Source organism: Nodosilinea sp. LEGE 07088, assembly GCF_015207395.1.
In the GTDB taxonomy this organism is placed as follows: domain Bacteria; phylum Cyanobacteriota; class Cyanobacteriia; order Phormidesmidales; family Phormidesmidaceae; genus Nodosilinea.
Genome location: NZ_JADEWX010000117.1, coordinates 1 through 19,712, shown reverse-complemented (window position 1 = coordinate 19,712; position 19,712 = coordinate 1). Strand labels below are relative to the sequence as shown.

20 protein-coding genes are annotated in these 19,712 nt (G+C 58.2%); 16 read left to right on the top strand and 4 right to left on the bottom strand.

From position 1 onward, the window contains the following. A partial coding sequence (locus IQ254_RS21155; protein WP_193968140.1) for an NFACT family protein occupies positions 1 to 332 on the bottom strand: 332 nt, incomplete at its 3' end. Positions 333 to 654: 322 nt separating this feature from the next. Between IQ254_RS21155 and remA the strand changes: the two genes are divergently transcribed. From remA to metK, 3 genes are all read left to right on the top strand, one after another. Then, positions 655 to 918 carry an extracellular matrix/biofilm regulator RemA gene (remA, locus tag IQ254_RS21150; protein WP_193968139.1) on the top strand — a complete coding sequence of 88 codons (264 nt, stop codon included), beginning with the start codon at positions 655 to 657 and terminating at the stop codon, positions 916 to 918. Between the two features lie 148 nt (positions 919 to 1,066). Next, complete coding sequence (locus IQ254_RS21145; RefSeq protein ID WP_193968138.1) at positions 1,067 to 1,513, top strand: SufE family protein; 447 nt, start codon at positions 1,067 to 1,069, stop codon at positions 1,511 to 1,513. Between the two features lie 163 nt (positions 1,514 to 1,676). Next, positions 1,677 to 2,831, top strand: coding sequence for a methionine adenosyltransferase (gene metK / locus IQ254_RS21140; RefSeq protein WP_193968137.1), 1,155 nt, complete (start codon positions 1,677 to 1,679; stop codon positions 2,829 to 2,831). Between the two features lie 83 nt (positions 2,832 to 2,914). On the opposite strand, the gene IQ254_RS21135 is transcribed toward metK, so the two are convergent. After that, positions 2,915 to 3,373 (bottom strand): FHA domain-containing protein, encoded by a 459-nt coding sequence (locus tag IQ254_RS21135; protein ID WP_193968142.1) that lies wholly within the window; start codon positions 3,371 to 3,373, stop codon positions 2,915 to 2,917. A 162-nt stretch (positions 3,374 to 3,535) separates the two neighbouring features. After that, positions 3,536 to 4,306 (bottom strand): 6-phosphogluconolactonase, encoded by a 771-nt coding sequence (pgl, locus tag IQ254_RS21130; protein WP_193968136.1) that lies wholly within the window; start codon positions 4,304 to 4,306, stop codon positions 3,536 to 3,538. A 220-nt stretch (positions 4,307 to 4,526) separates the two neighbouring features. Here pgl and IQ254_RS21125 point away from each other — a divergent pair, with 220 nt between their 5' ends. From IQ254_RS21125 to IQ254_RS21105, 5 genes are all read left to right on the top strand, one after another. Then, positions 4,527 to 4,829 carry an urease subunit gamma gene (locus IQ254_RS21125; protein WP_193968135.1) on the top strand — a complete coding sequence of 101 codons (303 nt, stop codon included), beginning with the start codon at positions 4,527 to 4,529 and terminating at the stop codon, positions 4,827 to 4,829. An 8-nt stretch (positions 4,830 to 4,837) separates the two neighbouring features. Beyond that, the gene (locus tag IQ254_RS21120; protein WP_193968134.1) at positions 4,838 to 5,902 is read left to right on the top strand and encodes a S41 family peptidase; all 1,065 of its coding nucleotides are present in this window, start codon (positions 4,838 to 4,840) and stop codon (positions 5,900 to 5,902) included. Then, positions 5,899 to 6,204, top strand: coding sequence for an urease subunit beta (locus IQ254_RS21115; protein ID WP_193968133.1), 306 nt, complete (start codon positions 5,899 to 5,901; stop codon positions 6,202 to 6,204). The genes IQ254_RS21120 and IQ254_RS21115 overlap by 4 nt, the downstream gene beginning before the upstream one ends. 161 nt (positions 6,205 to 6,365) lie before the next feature. Further along, the gene (locus tag IQ254_RS21110) at positions 6,366 to 7,754 is read left to right on the top strand and encodes an alkaline phosphatase family protein (RefSeq protein WP_193968132.1); all 1,389 of its coding nucleotides are present in this window, start codon (positions 6,366 to 6,368) and stop codon (positions 7,752 to 7,754) included. A gap of 272 nt (positions 7,755 to 8,026) precedes the next feature. Continuing rightward, on the top strand, positions 8,027 to 8,710 hold the full coding sequence (locus tag IQ254_RS21105; RefSeq protein WP_193968131.1) for a cysteine hydrolase family protein: 684 nt from the start codon (positions 8,027 to 8,029) through the stop codon (positions 8,708 to 8,710). 66 nt (positions 8,711 to 8,776) lie between these two features. Here IQ254_RS21105 and IQ254_RS21100 read toward each other — a convergent pair whose 3' ends face one another. Continuing rightward, positions 8,777 to 11,587 (bottom strand): cation-transporting P-type ATPase, encoded by a 2,811-nt coding sequence (locus IQ254_RS21100; RefSeq protein WP_193968130.1) that lies wholly within the window; start codon positions 11,585 to 11,587, stop codon positions 8,777 to 8,779. A 129-nt stretch (positions 11,588 to 11,716) separates the two neighbouring features. Here IQ254_RS21100 and IQ254_RS21095 point away from each other — a divergent pair, with 129 nt between their 5' ends. From IQ254_RS21095 to IQ254_RS21060, 8 genes are all read left to right on the top strand, one after another. Next, a complete protein-coding gene (locus IQ254_RS21095) occupies positions 11,717 to 12,499 on the top strand; it encodes a DUF3153 domain-containing protein (protein WP_228040954.1) in 783 nt (260 codons plus the stop codon). A gap of 138 nt (positions 12,500 to 12,637) precedes the next feature. After that, positions 12,638 to 12,982: a LapA family protein gene (locus tag IQ254_RS21090; protein WP_193968128.1), complete on the top strand. Its 345-nt coding sequence runs from the start codon at positions 12,638 to 12,640 to the stop codon at positions 12,980 to 12,982. Between the two features lie 144 nt (positions 12,983 to 13,126). Continuing rightward, entirely contained in the window at positions 13,127 to 13,366 is a 240-nt protein-coding gene (locus tag IQ254_RS21085) for a hypothetical protein (protein ID WP_193968127.1), read from the top strand. Between the two features lie 80 nt (positions 13,367 to 13,446). Further along, positions 13,447 to 14,307 carry a segregation/condensation protein A gene (locus tag IQ254_RS21080; protein WP_193968141.1) on the top strand — a complete coding sequence of 287 codons (861 nt, stop codon included), beginning with the start codon at positions 13,447 to 13,449 and terminating at the stop codon, positions 14,305 to 14,307. A 250-nt stretch (positions 14,308 to 14,557) separates the two neighbouring features. After that, on the top strand, positions 14,558 to 15,724 hold the full coding sequence (locus IQ254_RS21075; protein WP_193968126.1) for a sugar phosphate nucleotidyltransferase: 1,167 nt from the start codon (positions 14,558 to 14,560) through the stop codon (positions 15,722 to 15,724). Between the two features lie 326 nt (positions 15,725 to 16,050). Next, complete coding sequence (locus tag IQ254_RS21070; RefSeq protein WP_193968125.1) at positions 16,051 to 17,244, top strand: BMP family ABC transporter substrate-binding protein; 1,194 nt, start codon at positions 16,051 to 16,053, stop codon at positions 17,242 to 17,244. Between the two features lie 9 nt (positions 17,245 to 17,253). After that, the gene (locus IQ254_RS21065; protein WP_193968124.1) at positions 17,254 to 18,363 is read left to right on the top strand and encodes an ABC transporter permease; all 1,110 of its coding nucleotides are present in this window, start codon (positions 17,254 to 17,256) and stop codon (positions 18,361 to 18,363) included. Between the two features lie 89 nt (positions 18,364 to 18,452). Beyond that, positions 18,453 to 19,400 (top strand): ABC transporter permease, encoded by a 948-nt coding sequence (locus IQ254_RS21060; RefSeq protein ID WP_193968123.1) that lies wholly within the window; start codon positions 18,453 to 18,455, stop codon positions 19,398 to 19,400. Positions 19,401 to 19,712: the final 312 nt, after the last annotated feature.

Genomic DNA, 19,712 nt, shown 5'->3' with positions numbered 1-19,712 from the left:
TGCAGCAGCTCGACCAGTTCCTTGCAGTCGAGGGCGCGCTCCCAGGGGGCGACTGGGGCGATCGCAACCAACGCCAGCTGGCCAATCTGATGCTTAAGCTGCTGGCTAAAGGTAAACGTATCTGGCCCCTTGGGAGGAGCCTCGCCCAAGTGCAGCCGCGCCGCCTGGGGATGCCAGGAAATCGTTAGCCACCGCCGCCGATCCAGGGTTCTCAGACCCAGGGTCAGAGTAGTTGGGTCGAGTTGCACCACATTTTCGCAGCGAGCAGGTATCCAATTGGCTACCAGACTGTGATGCAGGGCCATGAGCGTTGTAAAGTCAACCGGCTGCACGGTGAGTAACTCCAGATGAAACAATTAGGGGCAGACGGTGATAGTCGGTTAACCCTGGGGACTAGTCCGTTTAAGGAGCTAAGAACTAACGCCTAGGGCCTCTTTAGGCTGAGAGATGTAGCCTAGGGAACTAAACCGCCAAGAATCTGAAAATTTGCCGGATATTAACCCGCAGCGCCAGATAGATTCGTTAATATGACATCAGGCCTAGTCTGGATTTTGATCCAGATTCACTTGTCAAAAAAGCTTTGGGGTTTCTAATCGGTCAGGGATCAGCCTGACCTTGCTATCAAACCTTGCTGTTGTTGCCTCCTTTATGGTTATGGACATTAAGCTCATCAATATCGGCTTTGGCAACATCGTATCGGCCAATCGAGTGATTGCCATCGTCAGCCCTGAGTCGGCCCCGATTAAACGCATTATTACCGATGCCCGAGAACGAGGGCAGCTGGTGGATGCCACCTATGGCCGTCGCACCCGCGCTGTGATCATTACTGACTCAGGCCACACCATTCTCTCGGCGATTCAGCCTGAGACTGTGGCCCATCGCTTTGTCAGCGGTAAGGATGCCGATGCCAAGGGGTAGGTGAGCCAGGAAATCAGGTCGGTGGAAATCGGCAAGTTGATCACTTTCTTCGCTGACCGACGCGCTGACCTTTGCCTGGTGGCTATCATCACCTCCCCCGCTACACCCAATTGGTAGACTACTACCAGGCCGTTACCCAAAATGTTCCATGTCTGCTGATCGCCCCGACTCGATTGAGAAAATTGTGGCCCGCTTTCAAAAGGCCTCTGACCCTAAGCGCCGTTACGAACAATTGCTGTGGTTTGCCAAGAAACTCGAGCCGCTGCCCGAAGAGTATAAAACTCCTGAGAACAAGGTGCCCGGTTGCGTATCCCAGGTGTTTGTGGTGGCCGATCTCGTAGATGGCATCGTGATCTATCAAGCCGACTCCGACGCCCAGATTACCAAAGGGTTGGTAGCCCTGCTGATTAAAGCACTCAACGGCCTCACTCCCGAAGAGATTAGCCACCTCAGCCCTGATTTCATCAAAGACACTCAGCTCGACGTCAGCCTGACTCCGTCGCGGGCCAACGGCTTTTACAATATCTTCAAGACTATGCAACAAAAAGCCCAGGGACTATTAGACGGATCTGCATCAGAGGCTCTGCTTAACTAGAGTGGATGGTGAGCTCAATTGCGATCGCCCCAAAAGCACTGACTTGAAGGTGAGGGCTTGCCAGCCTACTGCCAAACTTTGGTAGACTTTGGGGTGCGATTTAGCTCTGATTATTTGGCTGCGCAAGCGTCCCTTTCGCCCCTGGTTGAACCTGAATTATTCTATGGCTGAGTATAGTATTTTTACCTCTGAGTCGGTGTCTGAAGGGCATCCCGACAAAATGGCCGATCAGATTTCTGATGCCGTCCTAGATGCCATTCTTGGCGAAGATCTCCATGCCCGCGTGGCGGTCGAAACCCTCGTCAAAACCGGCATGGCTATTATTGCCGGCGAGGTGCGCACTAACACCTACGTCGATCTAGAAGACATCGTCCGCAATGTGATTTTAGGCATCGGTTATGACAGCTCCGACGTAGGCTTTGACGGAGCCTCCTGCGCCGTTCTCAATGCCATTGGTAAGCAGTCGTCTGACATCGCGATTGGGGTTGATGCTGCCACCAATAAAGATCTGGGTGCTGGCGACCAGGGGCTGATGTTTGGCTACGCCACCAATGAAACCGACACCCTCATGCCCGCGCCTATCTACTACTCTCACCGGCTGGTAGAGCGGCAGGCCTATCTACGCAAAAAGGGAGTACTACCCTGGCTACGCCCCGACGCCAAAAGTCAGGTTACCCTCCGCTACGACGGCCAGCACCCGGTGGCCGTAGAGGCCGTGGTGCTCTCTACCCAGCACGACCCCGATATCTCCCAAGCCGATATCCGCGAAGCGGTGATGGAGGAAATTATTAAGCCGGTGCTGCCAAATGAATGGCTCCATGCCGCGACCCAGTACCACATCAACCCCACCGGACAGTTTATTATCGGTGGCCCTGTGGGTGACTGCGGCCTCACAGGGCGCAAGATTATTGTCGATACCTACGGCGGCATGGCTCGTCATGGCGGTGGTGCCTTCTCGGGCAAAGACCCCACCAAGGTCGACCGCTCAGCAGCCTATGCCGGTCGCTATGTCGCCAAGAATATTGTGGCGGCAGGCCTGGCCGCGCGGTGCGAAATCCAAGTTTCCTATGCCATTGGGGTTGCCCAGCCGACGTCGATCTCAATTAACACCTTTGGCACCGGCAAAATTGCCGACAGCGCCATTGTTGCCCTCGTCCGAGAACATTTTGACCTACGTCCTCAGGGCCTGATCGACATGCTTGACCTGCGTCGCCCCATCTATCAGCAGACCGCAGCCTATGGTCACTTTGGGCGTGAGCTGCCTGACTTCACCTGGGAGAAAACTGATAAAGTCGCTGGCCTGAAAGCCGCACTGTAGTTGATAGCCTCAAATCTGGTGGGCTGCCAGCAACGACATATCCCAGACTAATGCTTTGTTGGTCTGGGATATGTCGTTGTTGGTTAGTTGATGATGGTGGTCTGGTGGGGCAGCGCCTCTACGTTGCTGTGTTCGCCCTCTAGCGCCTTCCCAGTTTCGCTTTGGGTGCCTTGGGTAGAATCGATGGCACCTTCTGACCGCCGCCGGTTGTTCAGCAGCTCTTGGAGCGGGTCGCGCTTTTCTTCTGAGGTGTGAATTTGAATATTGGGCCCCGATCGCGCCAAACGAATAATAATGCCATCGTCTACAGGCACCTCGGTAATGCGCCGACCGTCTAAGTAAGTGCCGTTGGTGCCAATGCTCTTAACGGCCCAACCCGAGTCAGTGCGATGGATCTCGACGTGGTGGCGAGATACAACAGCGCTGTAGAGAACGACGTCATTGTCGGTTGAACGACCGATGCGAACCACAGTTTCTTGGTCGAAAGACCAATTTTGTACCGGGGTTTTATGGAGGGGGTGTAGCAGCGATAGGGTGATCACATTACTCAATCAAAAACGATCCCTACTAGTTACCAACAATTTATAATAAGAGACTCTGGTAGCCCTAGACCCGTGTCTAGACTTGGCGATCGCGGTATATTAAAAAACCATCTGACTAGATGATAGTCCAGGTGGGGGACAAGTTCAGAGGGGAGAAACCCCCTAGATAGTCTCCTCTGGCTGGGATAATGGCTGAGGCAGATTGAGATCGCCGACAGCCGACTGGTCCAGCAGCCACTTCAGCGCTCCGTGGGGACGCACGAGACGCGATGGAAAAGCGAGATCGTCGGCCTCGGCAGCAAAAACCTGGGCGAGGGCTGTCTGCTTATCGGCCCCCGCTACTAAAAATATGACCCGACGACTACGGTTGATCAAGGGTACCGTGAACGTAATACGCGGGTCGGAGCCTTTGTTACCAACGGTAACGAGGCGATCGCTCACGGTGAGCGCCTCGGTGTGGGGAAACAGTGAGGCGGTGTGGCCATCGTCACCCATGCCCAACAAAATGAGATCAAATTCGGGCACTTCGTCGGGAGATATACCTTGCAACCTGCCGAAGATTGCCCTGACCATCGTTTCGTACTGGCTGGCCGAAGCGGACGGATCGCCTTCTAGCGTGGGGGTGATCAGAATATGATCGAGAGGAATCGGCACCCGGTCGAGCCATGCGGCCTTCGCCATGCCTGCATTACTGTCGGGGTGATTGACGGGAACGTAGCGTTCGTCGCCCCAGAAAACATAGATTTTCTCCCAGGGGAGGTCTTGTTTGGCCAGGCCACTGTAGAGCGGTTTGGGGGTACTACCGCCTGCTAACGCCAGGGTGCAGTAGCCCTGGTTGGCAACTGTACTGCGAATAGTCTCGACAACCAGGGTCAACCCGCGCTCTACCAGCGCGGGCTTGTCGGGCAAAATCTCCAGCATTGGCGCAGGCATAGGTACATTCCACCAGTGATGGCTCGGCATGTCGTACTGGATGACGATTTTGCCGGGCTTGTCATAGAGCAGACTAGCTCAGTTCTGCCCGCAACCCTGGCGGCTTAAGCTTTACTTTCAAAGCCAGGCACTCTATGCGGTTCAGCGGCTGGTTGACAAGCTGCCCAAAACCTTGAAAGCTTACGGTTAGCCCTGTACCCTCCGCCGGTGTTTTGGCCCCATGCAACTGACTCCTCAGGAAAAAGACAAACTATTGATTTTTACCGCTGCTCTGGTGGCTGAACGCCGCAAAGACCGAGGCCTAAAGCTTAACCACCCAGAGGCAGTGGCCTACATCTCGGCGGCTATTTTGGAGGGAGCGCGGGATGGCCGCACGGTGGCTGAGCTGATGAGCTACGGAACGACGCTGCTCGGCCGCTCTGAGGTCATGGATGGGGTGCCCGAGATGATTCATGAGGTGCAGGTAGAGGCTACGTTTCCCGATGGCACCAAGCTGGTGACCGTTCACGATCCGATTCGCTAGGGCGACCCATGACCATGTCTGCCGCTAACCCATCACCTGACGATATGGCTCTCGATACTGGGGCGACTGAGGCCGTGCTGGCGGCGCTGGTGGCTCAGCTGGATGCCTACGTGTTCCCGGCGGTGGCAGAAAAAATTCAGCATGATATCGAGCAGCGTTTGGAGGCGGGGGGGTATAGCGATATTACCGGTGGGCAGCAGCTGGCCGATACGCTCACGGCTCAGCTTCAGCAGCTCAGTGGCGATCGCAATCTGCGCTTGCATTTTAGTCCGGCTCCGTTGCCCCACCTCGAAGTTGCTGCCGAGCCGACTGCCGAGGAACTAGAGCGCCAATACCAGGCCAGCCGCCGCCGCAACTTCGACCTCAACCGAGTCGAGCGCCTGGCTGGAAATATTGGCTATATTCAGATGTTTAGCTTTGAGCCCCCGGAGTTTGTCGGCGATGCCCTAGCCGCGGCCATGACTCTGGTGGCCCACACTGAGGCGCTGATTTTTGACCTGCGCCATAGCCAGGGCGGTTCGCCATCGACGGTGGCCCTGCTGTGCAGCTACCTGTTTGCAGCCCATCCCCCGATTCACCTGAACGACCTGTACTGGAGTGAAACCGACGCCACCCACCAGTGGTGGACGGTGCCCTACGTGCCGGGGCAGCGCTATCTCGACAAGCCTGTATTTGTGCTTACCAGCCCCGAGACAGTCTCGGCGGCAGAGGAGTTTGCCTACAACCTGCAAGCCCTGAAGCGGGCAGCGGTAGTAGGTGAAACGACCCGTGGCGGGGCTAACCCAGGGCGCGGCTTTCGCCTGCACGACCACTTCTGGGTGTTTATGCCCACCGGGCAGGCGATCAACCCCATCACCGGCAGCAATTGGGATGGCACAGGGGTGATTCCCAACGTCAAGGTGCCGATGGAAACGGCCTTCGACACGGCCCACCTGATGGCCCTTAACCATCTGCTAGAGCACGGGGCCGAAGGCGTTGCCAAACGCGAGTTAGAGCAAACCCTGCCCCGGGTAGAGCGGTCGCTCCAGCAAAAACGCCAAGATTTGATTGCTAACTTAGGAGGCTCTCGATGATTCCTGGAGAACTGTTGCCCGCCGAGGGTGAGATTGAGCTCAATGCCGGTAAGCCAACCGTGACCCTGGTGGTGGCCAATACGGGCGATCGCCCGATTCAGGTCGGGTCCCACTTTCACTTTTTTGAGGTCAACGCCGCGCTCAGCTTTGAGCGCGACCAGGCCCGCGGCATGCGGCTCGATATCCCGGCCGGTACCGCCGTGCGCTTTGAGCCGGGAGATGAACGCGATGTCACCCTGGTACCGCTGGCCGGAGAACGGCGGGTCTACGGGTTCAACGCCAGGGTAGAAGGGGCACTGTAGAAACCCGCCTCCCATGAAGCTTCACTATCATATGAGAAGGTTCTAGTTCCCTCCTGGGAGGGGTTGGGGTGGGTTAGTTCAGACATGGAAAGCCAGCCTACCCCGCCCTCTGAGCACCCCTTCCAGGAGGGGATTGTTTGCGCTGTTACTAAGCCCTCCCCATGCCCACTCCTCGTCTGCTGATCATTGGCCTCGACTGCATGGCCCCCGATCTGGTGTTTGACCAGTGGCGGCAAGACTTGCCCAACCTCAGCCGACTGATAGAGGGCGGCAGCTACGGACGGCTAGAGAGCAGCATTCCCGCGATTACGGTGCCCGCCTGGAGCTGCATGATGACCGGGCGCGACCCCGGTGAACTGGGGATCTACGGGTTTCGAAACCGGCGCGATCGCGACTATCATTCCATGGCCATCTCCGACGGGCGGGCGGTCAAGTTTCCCCGTCTGTGGGATATTCTCGGCGAGGCGGGCTGGATGGTAGCGGCCCTCAGCGTGCCCGGCAGCTCACCGCCCTACCCGGTGAACGGCTCCCTGGTCTCCTGCTTTCTCACCCCCAGTACCGAGGTGCCCTTTACCCACCCGCCGGAGCTGGGCGAGCAGATCACAGCCTGGATGCCCGACTTCATGCTGGATGTACCCAACTTTCGCTCCGACGAAAAGGCCCGCATTCTCGACAACCTCTACAGCCTCTGCGACCAGCGCTTTACCCTGGCAGAAAAGCTGATCGGCCGTGACGGCCCCGACTTTTTGATGCTGGTGGATATGGGCGTCGACCGCATCCACCACGCCTTCTGGAAGCCGATGGATCCGCGCCATCCCCAGTACGAGCCCGACTCGCCCTTTGCTAGCGCTATCCACGACTACTACGTGCATGTGGACAAGCGGGTGGGCGACCTGCTGAAGGTCTGCGACCCCGATACCGCCGTGCTGGTAGTGTCGGACCACGGCGCTCAGCCCTTGATGGGGGGCATCTGCATCAACGAATGGCTGATTGCCAACGGCTACCTCACGCTTAAGGAACCGCCCACCGAGGTGCTGCCCCTTGATCAGGTCGAGGTGGACTGGGCGCAAACCCAGGTGTGGGGGGCCGGGGGCTACTACGCCCGCATTTTTCTCAATGTGAAGGGGCGTGAACCCCAGGGCACGGTGGCCATGGCCGACTACGAAGCCCTGCGGGATGAACTGGCGGCAAAGCTGGCCCAGCTTGAGGATCCTAACGGCAACCCGCTACCAGTGAAGGTGTTTAAGCCCCAGGAGATCTACCAAAAAGTGCGGGGTCGGGCCCCGGATCTGATTGTGTATTTTGACGATCTGGCCTGGCGATCGGTCGGTAGCGTGGGCATCAACGGCCTCTACACCGTCGAAAACGACACCGGCCCCGACGACGCTAACCACGCCCCGTTAGGCCTGATGATTTTTCATGACCCCGCTGCACCTAAGGGCGGGCAGGTGCTCGAAGGAGCGCAGCTCTACGATATTTTGCCGACTGTACTGCACCGCTATGGCATTGGGGCTCCTGCGGGGCTGCGAGGAAAAGTTCTAGCAGTCTAGGATTAGTTTGATTTCTGTCAGCTAATGGTTTGGGATAGGGTTTGCCGATGGCTTTGCATCTCTCTCAAGCGGTTGAGGCTTATCGTGCTTAGGCCTTGCCTGAAATCTGATTCGGGGTCAGCACGGGAAGAGATGCTTAAATTCGGACTATTTTTTGATTTTGCACCTTCACCCGTTTGCTAAGAGATATCGCCTGCGGTATTGCACCGAGCTAATTTCGCGCCGCGAGTTGACTATGATTGCAGGGTCGTTTACTGCTTTGGAACGCTACCATGGCTGCTATCTCTGCCCAGCCCTTTGACTACCCGCTGCCCGCTACCCTGTCTCAGGCGGCATTGGTCATCATCGATATGCAGCGCGACTTTCTAGAGCCGGGGGGCTTTGGCGATGCCCTGGGTAACGATGTGGGGTTGCTGCGGGCGATCGTCCCCACCTTGCAGCAGTTGCTAGCGGCCTTTCGATCGCTAGAGTTACCCATCTTTCAAACCACCGAGAGCCACCGATCCGACCTGGCCGACTGCCCTCCTTCCAAGCGTCTGCGGGGTAACCCAGCGCTCAAAATTGGTGACCCTGGCCCCATGGGCCGCATTCTGATTGAGGGAGAACCGGGCAATGCCATCATCCCCGAGCTGGCTCCACTGCCGGGAGAAACGGTGATTACTAAACCCGGCAAGGGCGCGTTTTACAACACCAACCTGGAGTTTTTGCTCAAAACCCACGACATCACTCACTTGATTATTACCGGGGTGACCACCGAAGTCTGTGTGCAGACCACTATGCGCGAGGCCAACGATCGCGGCTACGAGTGCCTGCTGGTGGAAGACGCTACCGAGAGCTACTTTCCTGAATTTAAGCAGGCCACCCTAGAGATGGTGCGGGCTCAGGGTGGTATTGTCGGCTGGACGGCGACGGCAGAGCAGGTGATGGCTGGCTTGAAGCAGGTGAAGGGAGCGTAGCGTGGGTCACCAAAATTCGCTGGGCTGAGTACAGATGGCCCAGGGTGACCCAGGCTACGGAGCAGATCAATCCTGCACGACTTTGCCCCAAATGCGGCGGTAGATTTTTTCTAGCTCGACCCAGACAAATAGCAGGGTACTGAAGCCAAAGCAAATCACCAGCTCGAAGGGGTTGAGCAGCTGGGTGCCAAAGAATTCGCGCAGGGGCGTGACGTAGATCAGCATCAGCTGTAGCACAAAGGTGAGAATCACCGAGGCCAGCACAAAGGGGTTGGAGAAGGGCGACATCTCGATTGCCAGACGGGTGTTAGATCGAACGGCGATCGCATGGCCCATCTGGGCCAGACAGAGGGTGGTGAATACCATCGTTTTCCAGCGATCGGGGTCGCCGTCCTGTTGTGACCAGTGGTAGGCCCACACCATCATCGTCACGGTGATGACGGCAAATACCACCCCAATGCGCAGCATGTAGGCTCCCAGCCCGCGGGCAAAAATGCCTTCGTTGGGGTCGTGGGGCGGGCGTTTCATGACGTCGGGTTCGGCGGGCTCTACCGCCAGGGCTAAGGCCGGAAAGCCGTCGGTGACCAGATTCATCCACAGAATCTGGAGGGGCGTCAGGGGCACATCTAAAATCGGCAAAATCAGTGGCGACAGGGCAATGGTCAGCAGTTCGCCAATATTGGAGCCGAGAATGTACTTCACGAAGCGACGAATGTTGGTATAGACCACCCGCCCCTCTTCGGTGGCAGCGACGATGGTGGCAAAGTTGTCGTCGAGCAGCACCATGTCGCTGGCTTCTTTGCTCACGTCGGTGCCGGTAATGCCCATGGCAATACCAATTTCAGCTTGCTTGAGGGCGGGGGCATCGTTGACGCCATCGCCGGTCATGGCCACGATCTGGTGGTCTTTTTGCAGGGCCTGCACAATCCGCAGCTTGTGCTCGGGCGATACCCGGGCGTAGATGTTGACGGTTTTAACGACGTCCTCTAGCTCGGATTGGGGCATTTTTTCTAGCTCGGCGCCGCTGATCGCCTGGGCTTGGCCGTCGTCGATGCCCAAATCCTGGGCGATCGCCATGGCGGTGAGCTGGTGGTCGCCGGTAATCATCATCGGGCGAATCCCTGCTGCCCGGCAGCGCTGCACCGCCAGTCGCACCTCGGGGCGGAGGGCGTCGATCATGCCTACCAGGCCCAGCCAGACCAGGTCTTGTTCGGCGGTTTCAGCATCGCCTTCGGTGGGCACCGCGCTGAGGGGGCGGTAGGCAAACCCCAGCACTCGCAAGCCCTGACCAGCCATTTCGGCATTGTCGGCTAGAATGCGCGATCGCACCGCTACGGTCAGGGACACGGGCTCGGTGCCCTCTAGCCCCTGACTACAGCCCTGTAGCAGCATCTCGGGCGACCCCTTAGCCAGCAGTAGGTAGGGGGCCTGACTCATGCCCTGGGGTAGAGTCAGGTCGGTTCCCAGGGCCTCAACACCTTTAAACACAACGCTCATGCGCTTACGTTCTGACGAAAAGGGAAACTCTACGACCCGCTGGAGTGCGTGGCTCAACCGATGGCGATCGAGGCCCCCCTTGCTGGCCATCACCACCAGCGCTCCCTCCGTAGGGTCACCCATGATCGCCCATTCGCCAGCTTCTTTTTGCAGGACAGCATCGTTGCACAGCAGACCATCCAGCAGTAGCAACCCGGCGTCGGCCTGTTGGCGAGGGTCGAGGGGCTGACCCTGGTGCAAAAAGTCGCCCTCGGGGGCGTAGCCCCCGCCCGTTACCTTGAGCTCGTGGGCGAGAGTGCGCACCTGCTGTACCACCATCTTGTTTTGAGTCAGGGTACCAGTTTTGTCGGAACAGATGGTCGTGACTGAGCCCAGGGTCTCGACAGCGGGCAGGCGACGAATCAGGGCTTGGCGGCGCACCATGCGCTGGGTGCCAATGGCCAGGGTGACGGTAATCACCGCTGGCAACCCCTCGGGCACTACGGCTACGGCCATACTGAGGGCGACTTCCAGCAGCCGCTCAAAGGCTCCCCAGCCGCCAAAGATAACGCCGCCGCCTACCACCAGGGCGACCAGGGTCAGAGAGCCGGTGACTAGCACGTTGCCGAGCTGGGTCATGCGCTGCTGGAGCGGGGTCGGCTCGGTTTCGACCTCCTGGAGCATGGCGGCGATGCGGCCCAGTTCAGTCGTCATACCGGTGTGGGTCACCAGCACTCGCCCTCGCCCCTGGGTCACCTCGGTGCCAGCAAAGACTAGATTTTTGCGCTCAGCCAGGGCGGTTTCGGCGGGTAGGGTAATGGTGGCCTGCTTATTGACCCCCTGGGCTTCGCCCGTCAGGGCCGACTCGCGCAGCTGTAGGTTTGCGGCCTCGATCAGGCGACCGTCGGCGGCGACTTGGTTCCCGGCTTCGATTAGTAGAATGTCGCCGGGCACCAGGTCCTGGGAGGGCACCTCCTGGAGCCGGTCGTTGCGCTGCACTAGCACATTGGGTGAGGCCAACTGCTTGAGAGCGGCCAGAGCTTTTTCAGCCCGGCTTTCTTGCAGGTAGCCCAGCACGCCATTGAGAATGACGATCGCAGCGATCGCGATCGCATCCTTAGGGAATTCCTGGTTGCGCATCGACAGCACCGCCGATACAATCGCCACCGCCATCAGCATCAGTAGCATGATATTGGTGAACTGGTCGAGCAAAATGCGCCACGGTGAGCGACCCCCGGTCTCTTCTAGCTCGTTGGGGCCGTGCTGCTGGCGGCGATCGATCACGGCCTGGGAGCTCAGGCCGGTCTCGGCGTTGCTTCCCAGATCCCCCAGGGCTTGCTCAATACCTACTGTGTACCAGGCTGGGGTGGCTGAGTTAGAGGTGCTCGAAAGATCATTCATGCCACGCTACCGGCTACCGTTGGACTGATTGGATGGATTGGATCTATCGCTTTAATGGTATAGCGTTGACCAGGGCTACGGAGCGGAGCAGGGAGAGTGATTTTGGCACAGATTGCTAGGGCGTACCGAATGCTGAGGCAGAGCCTGGAGGCTGGGCGGCTATGGTGGCGATGGCTGGCTTTAGCCCTGCTGCCGCTGCTGCTCAGTGGCTGCCTACGCTACGACCTCACCCTGCGCTTCGATCACCACACCCACGGCCAGATCTCCCAGACCATTGCCCTCAGCGAGCGCGGGGCGGCCCTGGCCAACCCCACCCTGACCCCTTGGCTGGAGGAGTTGGAGCGGCGATCGCGCCCTTTTCGCGGGCAGCTCAATCACCGTACCGACACCGCTACCCTGACGATTCCCTTCAGCACTGCCGCCGATCTAGTCGATCGATTTGAGCAAATTTTTGTCGATCAGCCCGACGGTACCCCCTCTTCTGCCGTGGATGCGACCTACCTGCGCCTACCCGGCTGGGAGGCTATTCCCGTCACCCTAAAGATAGAGCAGACCAGCTGGGGATTGGCCAGCTTCACCCACCTCACCTACTGCCTCGATTTGAGCAGTCTCCCCACCAGCGGGGAGACTCTGACTGATGCCGCTCCCTGGGCCGATCTGCGCCTGCGCCTTCAGGTGCCCTGGGGTCTCGCCCAGGTCTCGCCTAGGGCGACTCCGCCCATCAGCCAAGATGCCGCTGGGGCGACCTGGCAACTCCAGCCCGGGCAGACGATCGATATCGATGTCGCCTTTTGGCTACCCAATGCGGTGGGCCTCGGCACCCTGGGCATTGTGGCCCTGGTATTGGCGGGCTACGGTCTCCGCTACCGCCTGTTTAAGCCCAAATCTGACCGACCGCTGCGATCGCCCTAACCTCCTCGCCCCAATCTCCGCCAATCTCCCCCACGCCCCATCTCCCCTACCCTTTCCCAAAAACCTTTGGCCAAAGTTAAAGTTTGCCTGGTTAATATAGACCTATCAATTTGACCTAATGGTGGGAGGCCCAGAGCCATGCGGCAGATAAATTTCGTGGTTATTTTTGTAATTGCCCTAGCCCTGGTGCTATTTGGCATTGAGAATACTGAGCCGGTGATCATTCATATCGCTCCGGGCATAGATGTCGAATCTCCCCTCTGCGTGGAGCTGATCATGGCCATGGGCATTGGGGCTGTGTTTGCCTGGGTGTTTAGCGTCTGGGCCCAGGTACAGGGCTATATGTCCTTCGGCAAGCAAATGCAGCAGCGAGAGTTGCGCATTGAGCAGCTCGAAAAAGATGTGGAACGCTACCAGGTCGAACTCGAAGAGCAAAGCCTGATGCTGCCCGCTGCCCAGGAAGAGGGCGAAGCCTTGGCTTAGAGCATGCCATCTAAAAAACATTCCGATTAGTGCCGCGAACTCGGCCCAGCTAGCCGGTCGTGGTGAAACTCCGGATAGGTATTGAGCTGGAACACTCTTAGGCAGGTAAATAAATAGGCGGGTAAACAGAGTAGGGAACTGGCTATGATGCCTAAAGAGACTAAAAACCTAGCCCCCAAACTTGCCTCTCGATTTCTAGGAGGGGCGGCGCTAGGAGCTGTACTAGTTGCGCTTCCCTTGACCTACAGCTCACCGCTGGGGCTAGATGGCATGCTGATGGCTAAGGTCAGTTTTGTGGTGGTGGTCTGCGGGCTCATGTCTATGGTTTGGGGAGCAAAATTGATCAATGCCGTGATGGAGGCGTTAGCCAAAACCGGCCTTTGAGCTATCATGGGCCGATTCGTCCGGCGGGCCAGGCGGCGGCAGGTGTCTGGCGGTCTGTTTGTTCCTTCAACAACTTTGCTATGTCGTCGTCCCTGGCTCAAACTGCGATCGCATTTCTCATCGACCTGGCTGAGCAGGGCGAAATTGACCCCTGGGATGTCAAGGTGATCGACGTCATCGATCGCTTTCTGACGCTGCTTAAAACCCAGGCTGAAGCCCTAGCCAGTCAGGGTCGTACCCCCTATGAGGCCAACCTATCTGAGTCGGGTCAAGGCTTTCTCTACGCCTCTATGCTGGTGCTGCTAAAGGCCGACACCATGGTGCGGGCCGAAGCCGAAGCTGAAGCTGAGACCGAAGAGGTCTGGGAGGACGATGTCGCCGAACTAGTGCCGTTGCCCCGTAACCTGGAGCGCCACCTCCACCGCCGGGCCGTGGCCCCCACCCCCCAACGACGACGGGTGACCCTGCACGAGCTGATTCAGCAGCTCGAAACCATGGCTACGGTCATGGCTGACCATACCCCACGTCTGCGGGCCAGGCGGGCTAGGCCCCAGCCCCAGCGCCAGGCCGTGCGTGCGATCGCCCAGCTCGCCCACCAAGAAAACCTCTCCGAAATTGCCGCCGCCCTCGAAGCCTTTCTCGACCAGTACTGGGATGAGCTGGGTGAGGAGCTGCTGTGGATTGACTTCGAGCACCTAATCCGCCAGTGGCCTCAGTTTAAGCCTGCCGATCTCGAAGATAACCACGAGTTTGAGACCCCCCACGCCGAGACCGTGCACGAAAAAGTGGGCGTATTTTGGGGGCTTTTGTTTCTCTCGGCCCAGTCCAAAGTGGAAATGGCCCAAGACAACTTCTATGGCGATCTGCGGGTCAGAAATCTCAACCGTGCTCCCCTCACCGCTGAAGAGACCGAACAGCCAGCATTTGTGTTGCCAGACTAAACCCAGAACGTGGGCACAATAGCTACCGCTGATCGATGTGTCAAACTACTTTAAGGAATTTTAAGGAATCCAGAAGAATGTGAGAAATCTTTGAAGGGCCCTAGCGTTAGACGGTCTTTGCGAAAGGCGCTGTTAGCATGGCCTAGTGCTGTTGCTGCCTGTAGAGGTATTCTGAGGCTTTCCTAGGCAAGCTGGCCTGCTCCATAGAACTAATCTGCTGTACATCTAAATTTTTAAGGACCTGATTTCTATGAAAGCCATGATCTTGGCTGCCGGCAAAGGCACCCGTGTTCGGCCTATCACTTACACCATCCCCAAGCCCATGATTCCGATCATGCAGAAGCCGGTGATGGAGTTTCTGCTAGAGCTGCTGCGCCAGCATGGCTTTGACCAGATTATGGTAAATGTCAGCCACCTGGCCAACGAAATCGAAGGCTACTTCCGCGACGGTCAGCGTTTTGGGGTAGAAATTGCCTACTCCTTTGAGGGCCGCATCGAAGAAAATGGCGAGCTGGTGGGCGACGCCATTGGCTCCGCTGGAGGCATGCGCAAGATCCAAGACTTTTCGCCCTTCTTTGACGACACCTTTGTAGTGCTCTGCGGCGATGCCCTGATCGACCTCGACCTCACCGAGGCCGTCCGCCGCCACCGCGCAAAAGGCTCGATTGCGACCATCATCACTAAGACCGTTCCCCTCAAGCAGGTCCCGAGCTACGGGGTGGTGGTGACCGACGACGAGGGCCGTGTCCAGTCGTTTCAGGAAAAGCCTTCGGTCGAAGAAGCCCTCAGCACCGAAATCAACACTGGCATCTATATTTTTGAGCCCGAGGTGTTTGATTACATTCCCTCCGGCGTCTCCTTTGACATTGGGGGTGACCTGTTACCCAAGCTGGTAGAGGCTAAAGCCCCCTTCTTTGGCATTCCCATGGAGTTTGAGTGGGTCGATATTGGTAAAGTGCCCGACTACTGGCGGGCCATTCAAGATGTACTCACTGGCGTGGTCGATCTGGTCGATATTCCGGGGCAGGAGATTCGCCCCGGCGTCTATGCAGGCCTCAACGTCAAGGCCAACTGGGACAAGATCACTATTGAAGGGCCGGTGTACATCGGTGGTATGGCCCACATCGAAGACGGGGCTACCATCATTGGCCCCAGCGCCATTGGCAACAACTGCTCGATTTGCAGCGGTGCCATCGTCGATAAGAGCGTCATCTTTGAATATTCGCGCATTGGCCCCGGTGTGCGCTTGGTCGATAAGCTGGTATTTGGCCGCTACTGTGTCGATAAGACCGGGGCCTCCATCGACATGAAGGCCGCTGCCCTCGATTGGCTGATCACCGATACTCGGCAGGAGTACCCGATCATGCCGCCGGTAGAGCACCGGGCGATCGCAGAATTGCTGGAGCAGCACATCTAGATTGGCACAAGCACAGGAGTAGCCCTGGGGTTGAATAGCAACCCCAGGGCTTTGCTTTGGTCGCTCACGCTCACCGCCCTACCCGCTTCAAATGGCTAGCGTTTCACAACTCTGCTCTATATCCAGGAGATGCCCGGGGATCGCCACCGCCAGCCAGGAACCTAGTAAAATGTTGTCTCTGATACAACTCCGTCAAGTACTTTTCCCAATTCTTAGAGGGTGCTGTAAAAGCTACAGGTAGCCGCTAGCGAATCGGGTTGAAAGGCAAGCTGCAACGGTTTGTGCGGAGAACTGTATTTCATCTATTTACTGGAGAGAGTTCCACCATGAGCGATCGCAACCATTCTTTTCCTCTATCGCGACGACAGGTCATGCGGGGGCTGTTAGCCACCTCGGCCTTTGGGCTGACCGCTAAGTTTGGCACCGGCTGTGCCCAGTCGTCTGATACCGGGGGCGAGGCTGCAACCGACGGTGCCGCCCCGGAAGAGATGGTGGTGGGCTTTATTTACGTTGGCCCCAAGGACGATTTTGGCTATAACCAGGCCCACGCGGAGGGGGCTGCGGCCATGGTCGCCAATGTGCCCGGCATTCGCCTGGTGGAAGAAGCCAGCGTGCCCGAAACTACCGCGGTGGCCGAGACCATGCGCAGCATGATCGAAATTGATGGGGCCAAGGTGCTGTTTCCCACCTCCTTTGGCTATTTTGACCCTCATATTCTGGCCATGGCCGAGGAGTTTCCCGACGTGCAATTTTTCCATGCGGGGGGGCTCTATCAGGAAGGTGTACATCCCAAAAATGTGGGTAGCTACTTTGGCTACATTGACGAAGCCCAGTATGTGGCGGGCGTAGTGGCCGGGCGCATGAGCAAGTCGGGCAAGCTGGGCTTTGTGGCGGCCAAGCCGATCCCCCAGGTGTTGCGCAACGTCAATAGCTTTACCCTGGGGGCGCGCTCGGTGAACCCGGCGGCGACCACCCAGGTGATCTTTACTGGCGAATGGGCCGAGCCAGTGAAAGAGGCGGAGGCGACCAACAGCATGGCTGACCAGGGCATTGAGGTGATCACCTGCCACGTCGATAGCCCCAAGGTGGTGATGGAAACTGCCGAGCGGCGCGGTGTTTTTACCTCGGGCTACCACGCCGATCAAAGCCCCCTAGCTCCCGAGGGATACCTCACCGGGGCCGAGTGGGATTGGTCAAGTATTTACACCAGTCTGGGCCAAGAGTTCATGGCGGGCAAGACCTTGATGACGGGAGATATTCCCCACATTCTGCGAGGCGGGCTGGCCGATAATTTCTGCAAAATGTCGCCCTACGGCCCAGCGGTTAGTGATGAAGCCAAGGCCGATGGCGATGCGGCGATCGCTGCCATTAAAGCCGGAGAACTGGTGATTTACCAGGGGCCGCTGATGACCAATACCGGCGATGAAGTTATCCCGGCAGGGTCGGAGCTAAAAACCGACGACGTTGAGCTCGAAAAAACCGACTACTTTGTCGAAGGCGTGATTGGTTCCATTAGCTAGGAAATCCCTATGGCGTCTACGACAACTCAAGGACGATTTGCGGGACGATCTTGGCGTGAATCTCTAGAGCCAGTGGTGCTGCCCCTCGGGGCGGTGCTCTCGGCTCTGGTTATATTTGGCGTCTTTTGTGCCCTGGCAGGGGCAAATCCCCTGGCGGTCTACGGCTCGATTTACAAAGCGGCCTTTGGCAGCTGGAGCGCCTGGCAAAATACGCTGATTCGGGCTTCTCCGCTGATGTTGACCGCCCTGTGTACCGCTCTGCCGGCTCGGCTGGGGCTGGTGATTATCGGCAACGAAGGGGCCCTGGTGATGGGTGGTTTAGCGGCAGTGCTGGCGGGTCTGGCCCTGGGCACGAGTCTGCCCGGCGGTCTGGTGCTGCTGGCGATGGCCGTGGCCAGCCTGGTGGCAGGCGGTCTGTGGATTATGCTGGCCGGGGCGCTGCGCCACTACCGGGGGGTGAATGAGACGATCAGCAGCCTGCTGCTGAACTACATTGCGATCGCCCTCATGAGTCACCTGGTGCAGGGGCCGTTGCGCGACCCGGCCTTTGTCAGCAAGCCCTCTAGCTACGAAATTGCCGAGGCGGCCTGGCTAGGCAACCTGCCCGCTACCCGCATTCACTGGGGGTTGATCTACGGCCTGGTGGCTTCGGCCCTGGCCTATATTCTGATTCAACGCACCACTTTTGGTTTCGCCGCGCGCACTGCCGGGGGCAACATTCGCGCTGCCCGTATGGCCGGGTTACCGGTGGGTAAGCTCACCCTGGCGGTGTGCTTTCTAGCGGGTTCCTGCGCCGGGCTGGCGGGCATGGTGGAGGTAGCCGCTGTGCAAAAGCGGCTGAACGAATCGATTGTGTCGAGCTACGGCTATGCGGGGATCTTGGTGGCCTTTGTGGCCCGCCACAACCCCCTGGCAACGGTTTTGGTGTCGGTGCTACTGGGCGGTATTTTGGCCTCGGGGGGTATTTTGCAGCGATCGCACGATCTGCCCGATGCCACGGTGCTGGTCTTTCAGGGTATTGTCTTTCTCTGTGTGCTCTTTAGCGAGTCGCTCTACGGGCGGCTGGCCATTTTCCAACCCCGCGCGGCCCGGCCCGATGGCGCAGTGGCTTCGGTGTAGGCCAGTGGGCGAGCTCCGTAGATGGGCAAAGCGAAGCGTGCCCATCTTCACCAGAAATTTCAGGCCAATTTATAGATAGGTGAAGGGAAATGGCGACAGAAGCGCTGGGCTTATGGGGTGTACCCCTGGGTATCTTGGCCGGTACCTTGCGGGGGAGTGTTCCTTTTTTGCTGGTTAGCCTGGGGGAGTGCCTGACAGAGAAAAGCGGCAAAATCAACCTGGGGTTAGAGGGCACCCTGCTGATGGGGGCCATGAGTGCCTACGCAATTTCCTATCTCTCGTCGGGCACTGTCGGGCCAGCGCTGGCTCCCTGGCTGGGGGTGCTGGCGGCGGGCCTAGCGGGCATGGGGCTGGGGGCAATCCACGGCTGGCTGTCGCAGCAGCCCCGGGTGAATGACGTGGCCGTGGGCATCGCCATGATTATCTTTGGCAGTGGTCTGGCTAATTTTTTCGGCAAGCCCTTTATTCAGCCCCAGGCGCCCCAGTTACCGACGATAGCGATTGGCGGCTGGAGTAGCCTGCCCCAGGTGCAGTCGGCGCTGCAAATTAGTCCGCTGTTTTTGCTGGGGGTGGTGATCGTGCCGCTGATGAGCTGGTTCTTTAAATCAACCCGCTGGGGGCTCTACGTGCGGGCTGTGGGCGACAGCCCCGATGCGGCTTTGGCCATGGGTATTTCGATCTTTTGGGTGCGGATGGCGAGCATTGTGGCGGGCAGCTTTTTGGCGGGCATTGGCGGGGCCAGTCTATCGCTGTTTTACCCCGGCGTATGGACCGAGCGCATCTCCAGCGGCCAGGGCTTAATGGCGGTAGCGCTGGTGATTTTTGCCCGCTGGCAGCCCTGGCAGTGCCTATGGGCGTCGCTGCTTTTTGGCGGGGCCCAGGCGCTGGGGCCCGCGTTTCAGGCGGTGGGCGTAGACTCGTACTACTACCTGTTTAATGCGGCTCCGTATATTTTGACCCTGGTGATAATGATCCTCACCTGCTCGCCCCAGCGAACGCTGGTGGGGGCACCGGGGGCATTGGGCAAAGATAGTTGACACTTTGCCAACGTGGACAGATTCGGCTTTTTGCCTTGAGCTAAGCCGCTTGTTCTTCTTTTACGGTGACCGAGAGTTTTAGCCCTAGTACCGAAAGGCAGAAGTAAGAAGGCAGAAGGCAGAACGGGAACCCCAGGTCTCATAAGGGTTTCCGCGTGAGTAAATAGCTGGGTTATTTCCGCCTCCTTAACGGGTGACAACGTACCTAAAGAGCTTGCTGCATCAGGGATAGAGCATAGAGACCACGCTGAAAATAGCGATGTTTATGGGGTTTGAGCGCTATCAGTTGGAGTGCCCAGTCGGTCCATAACT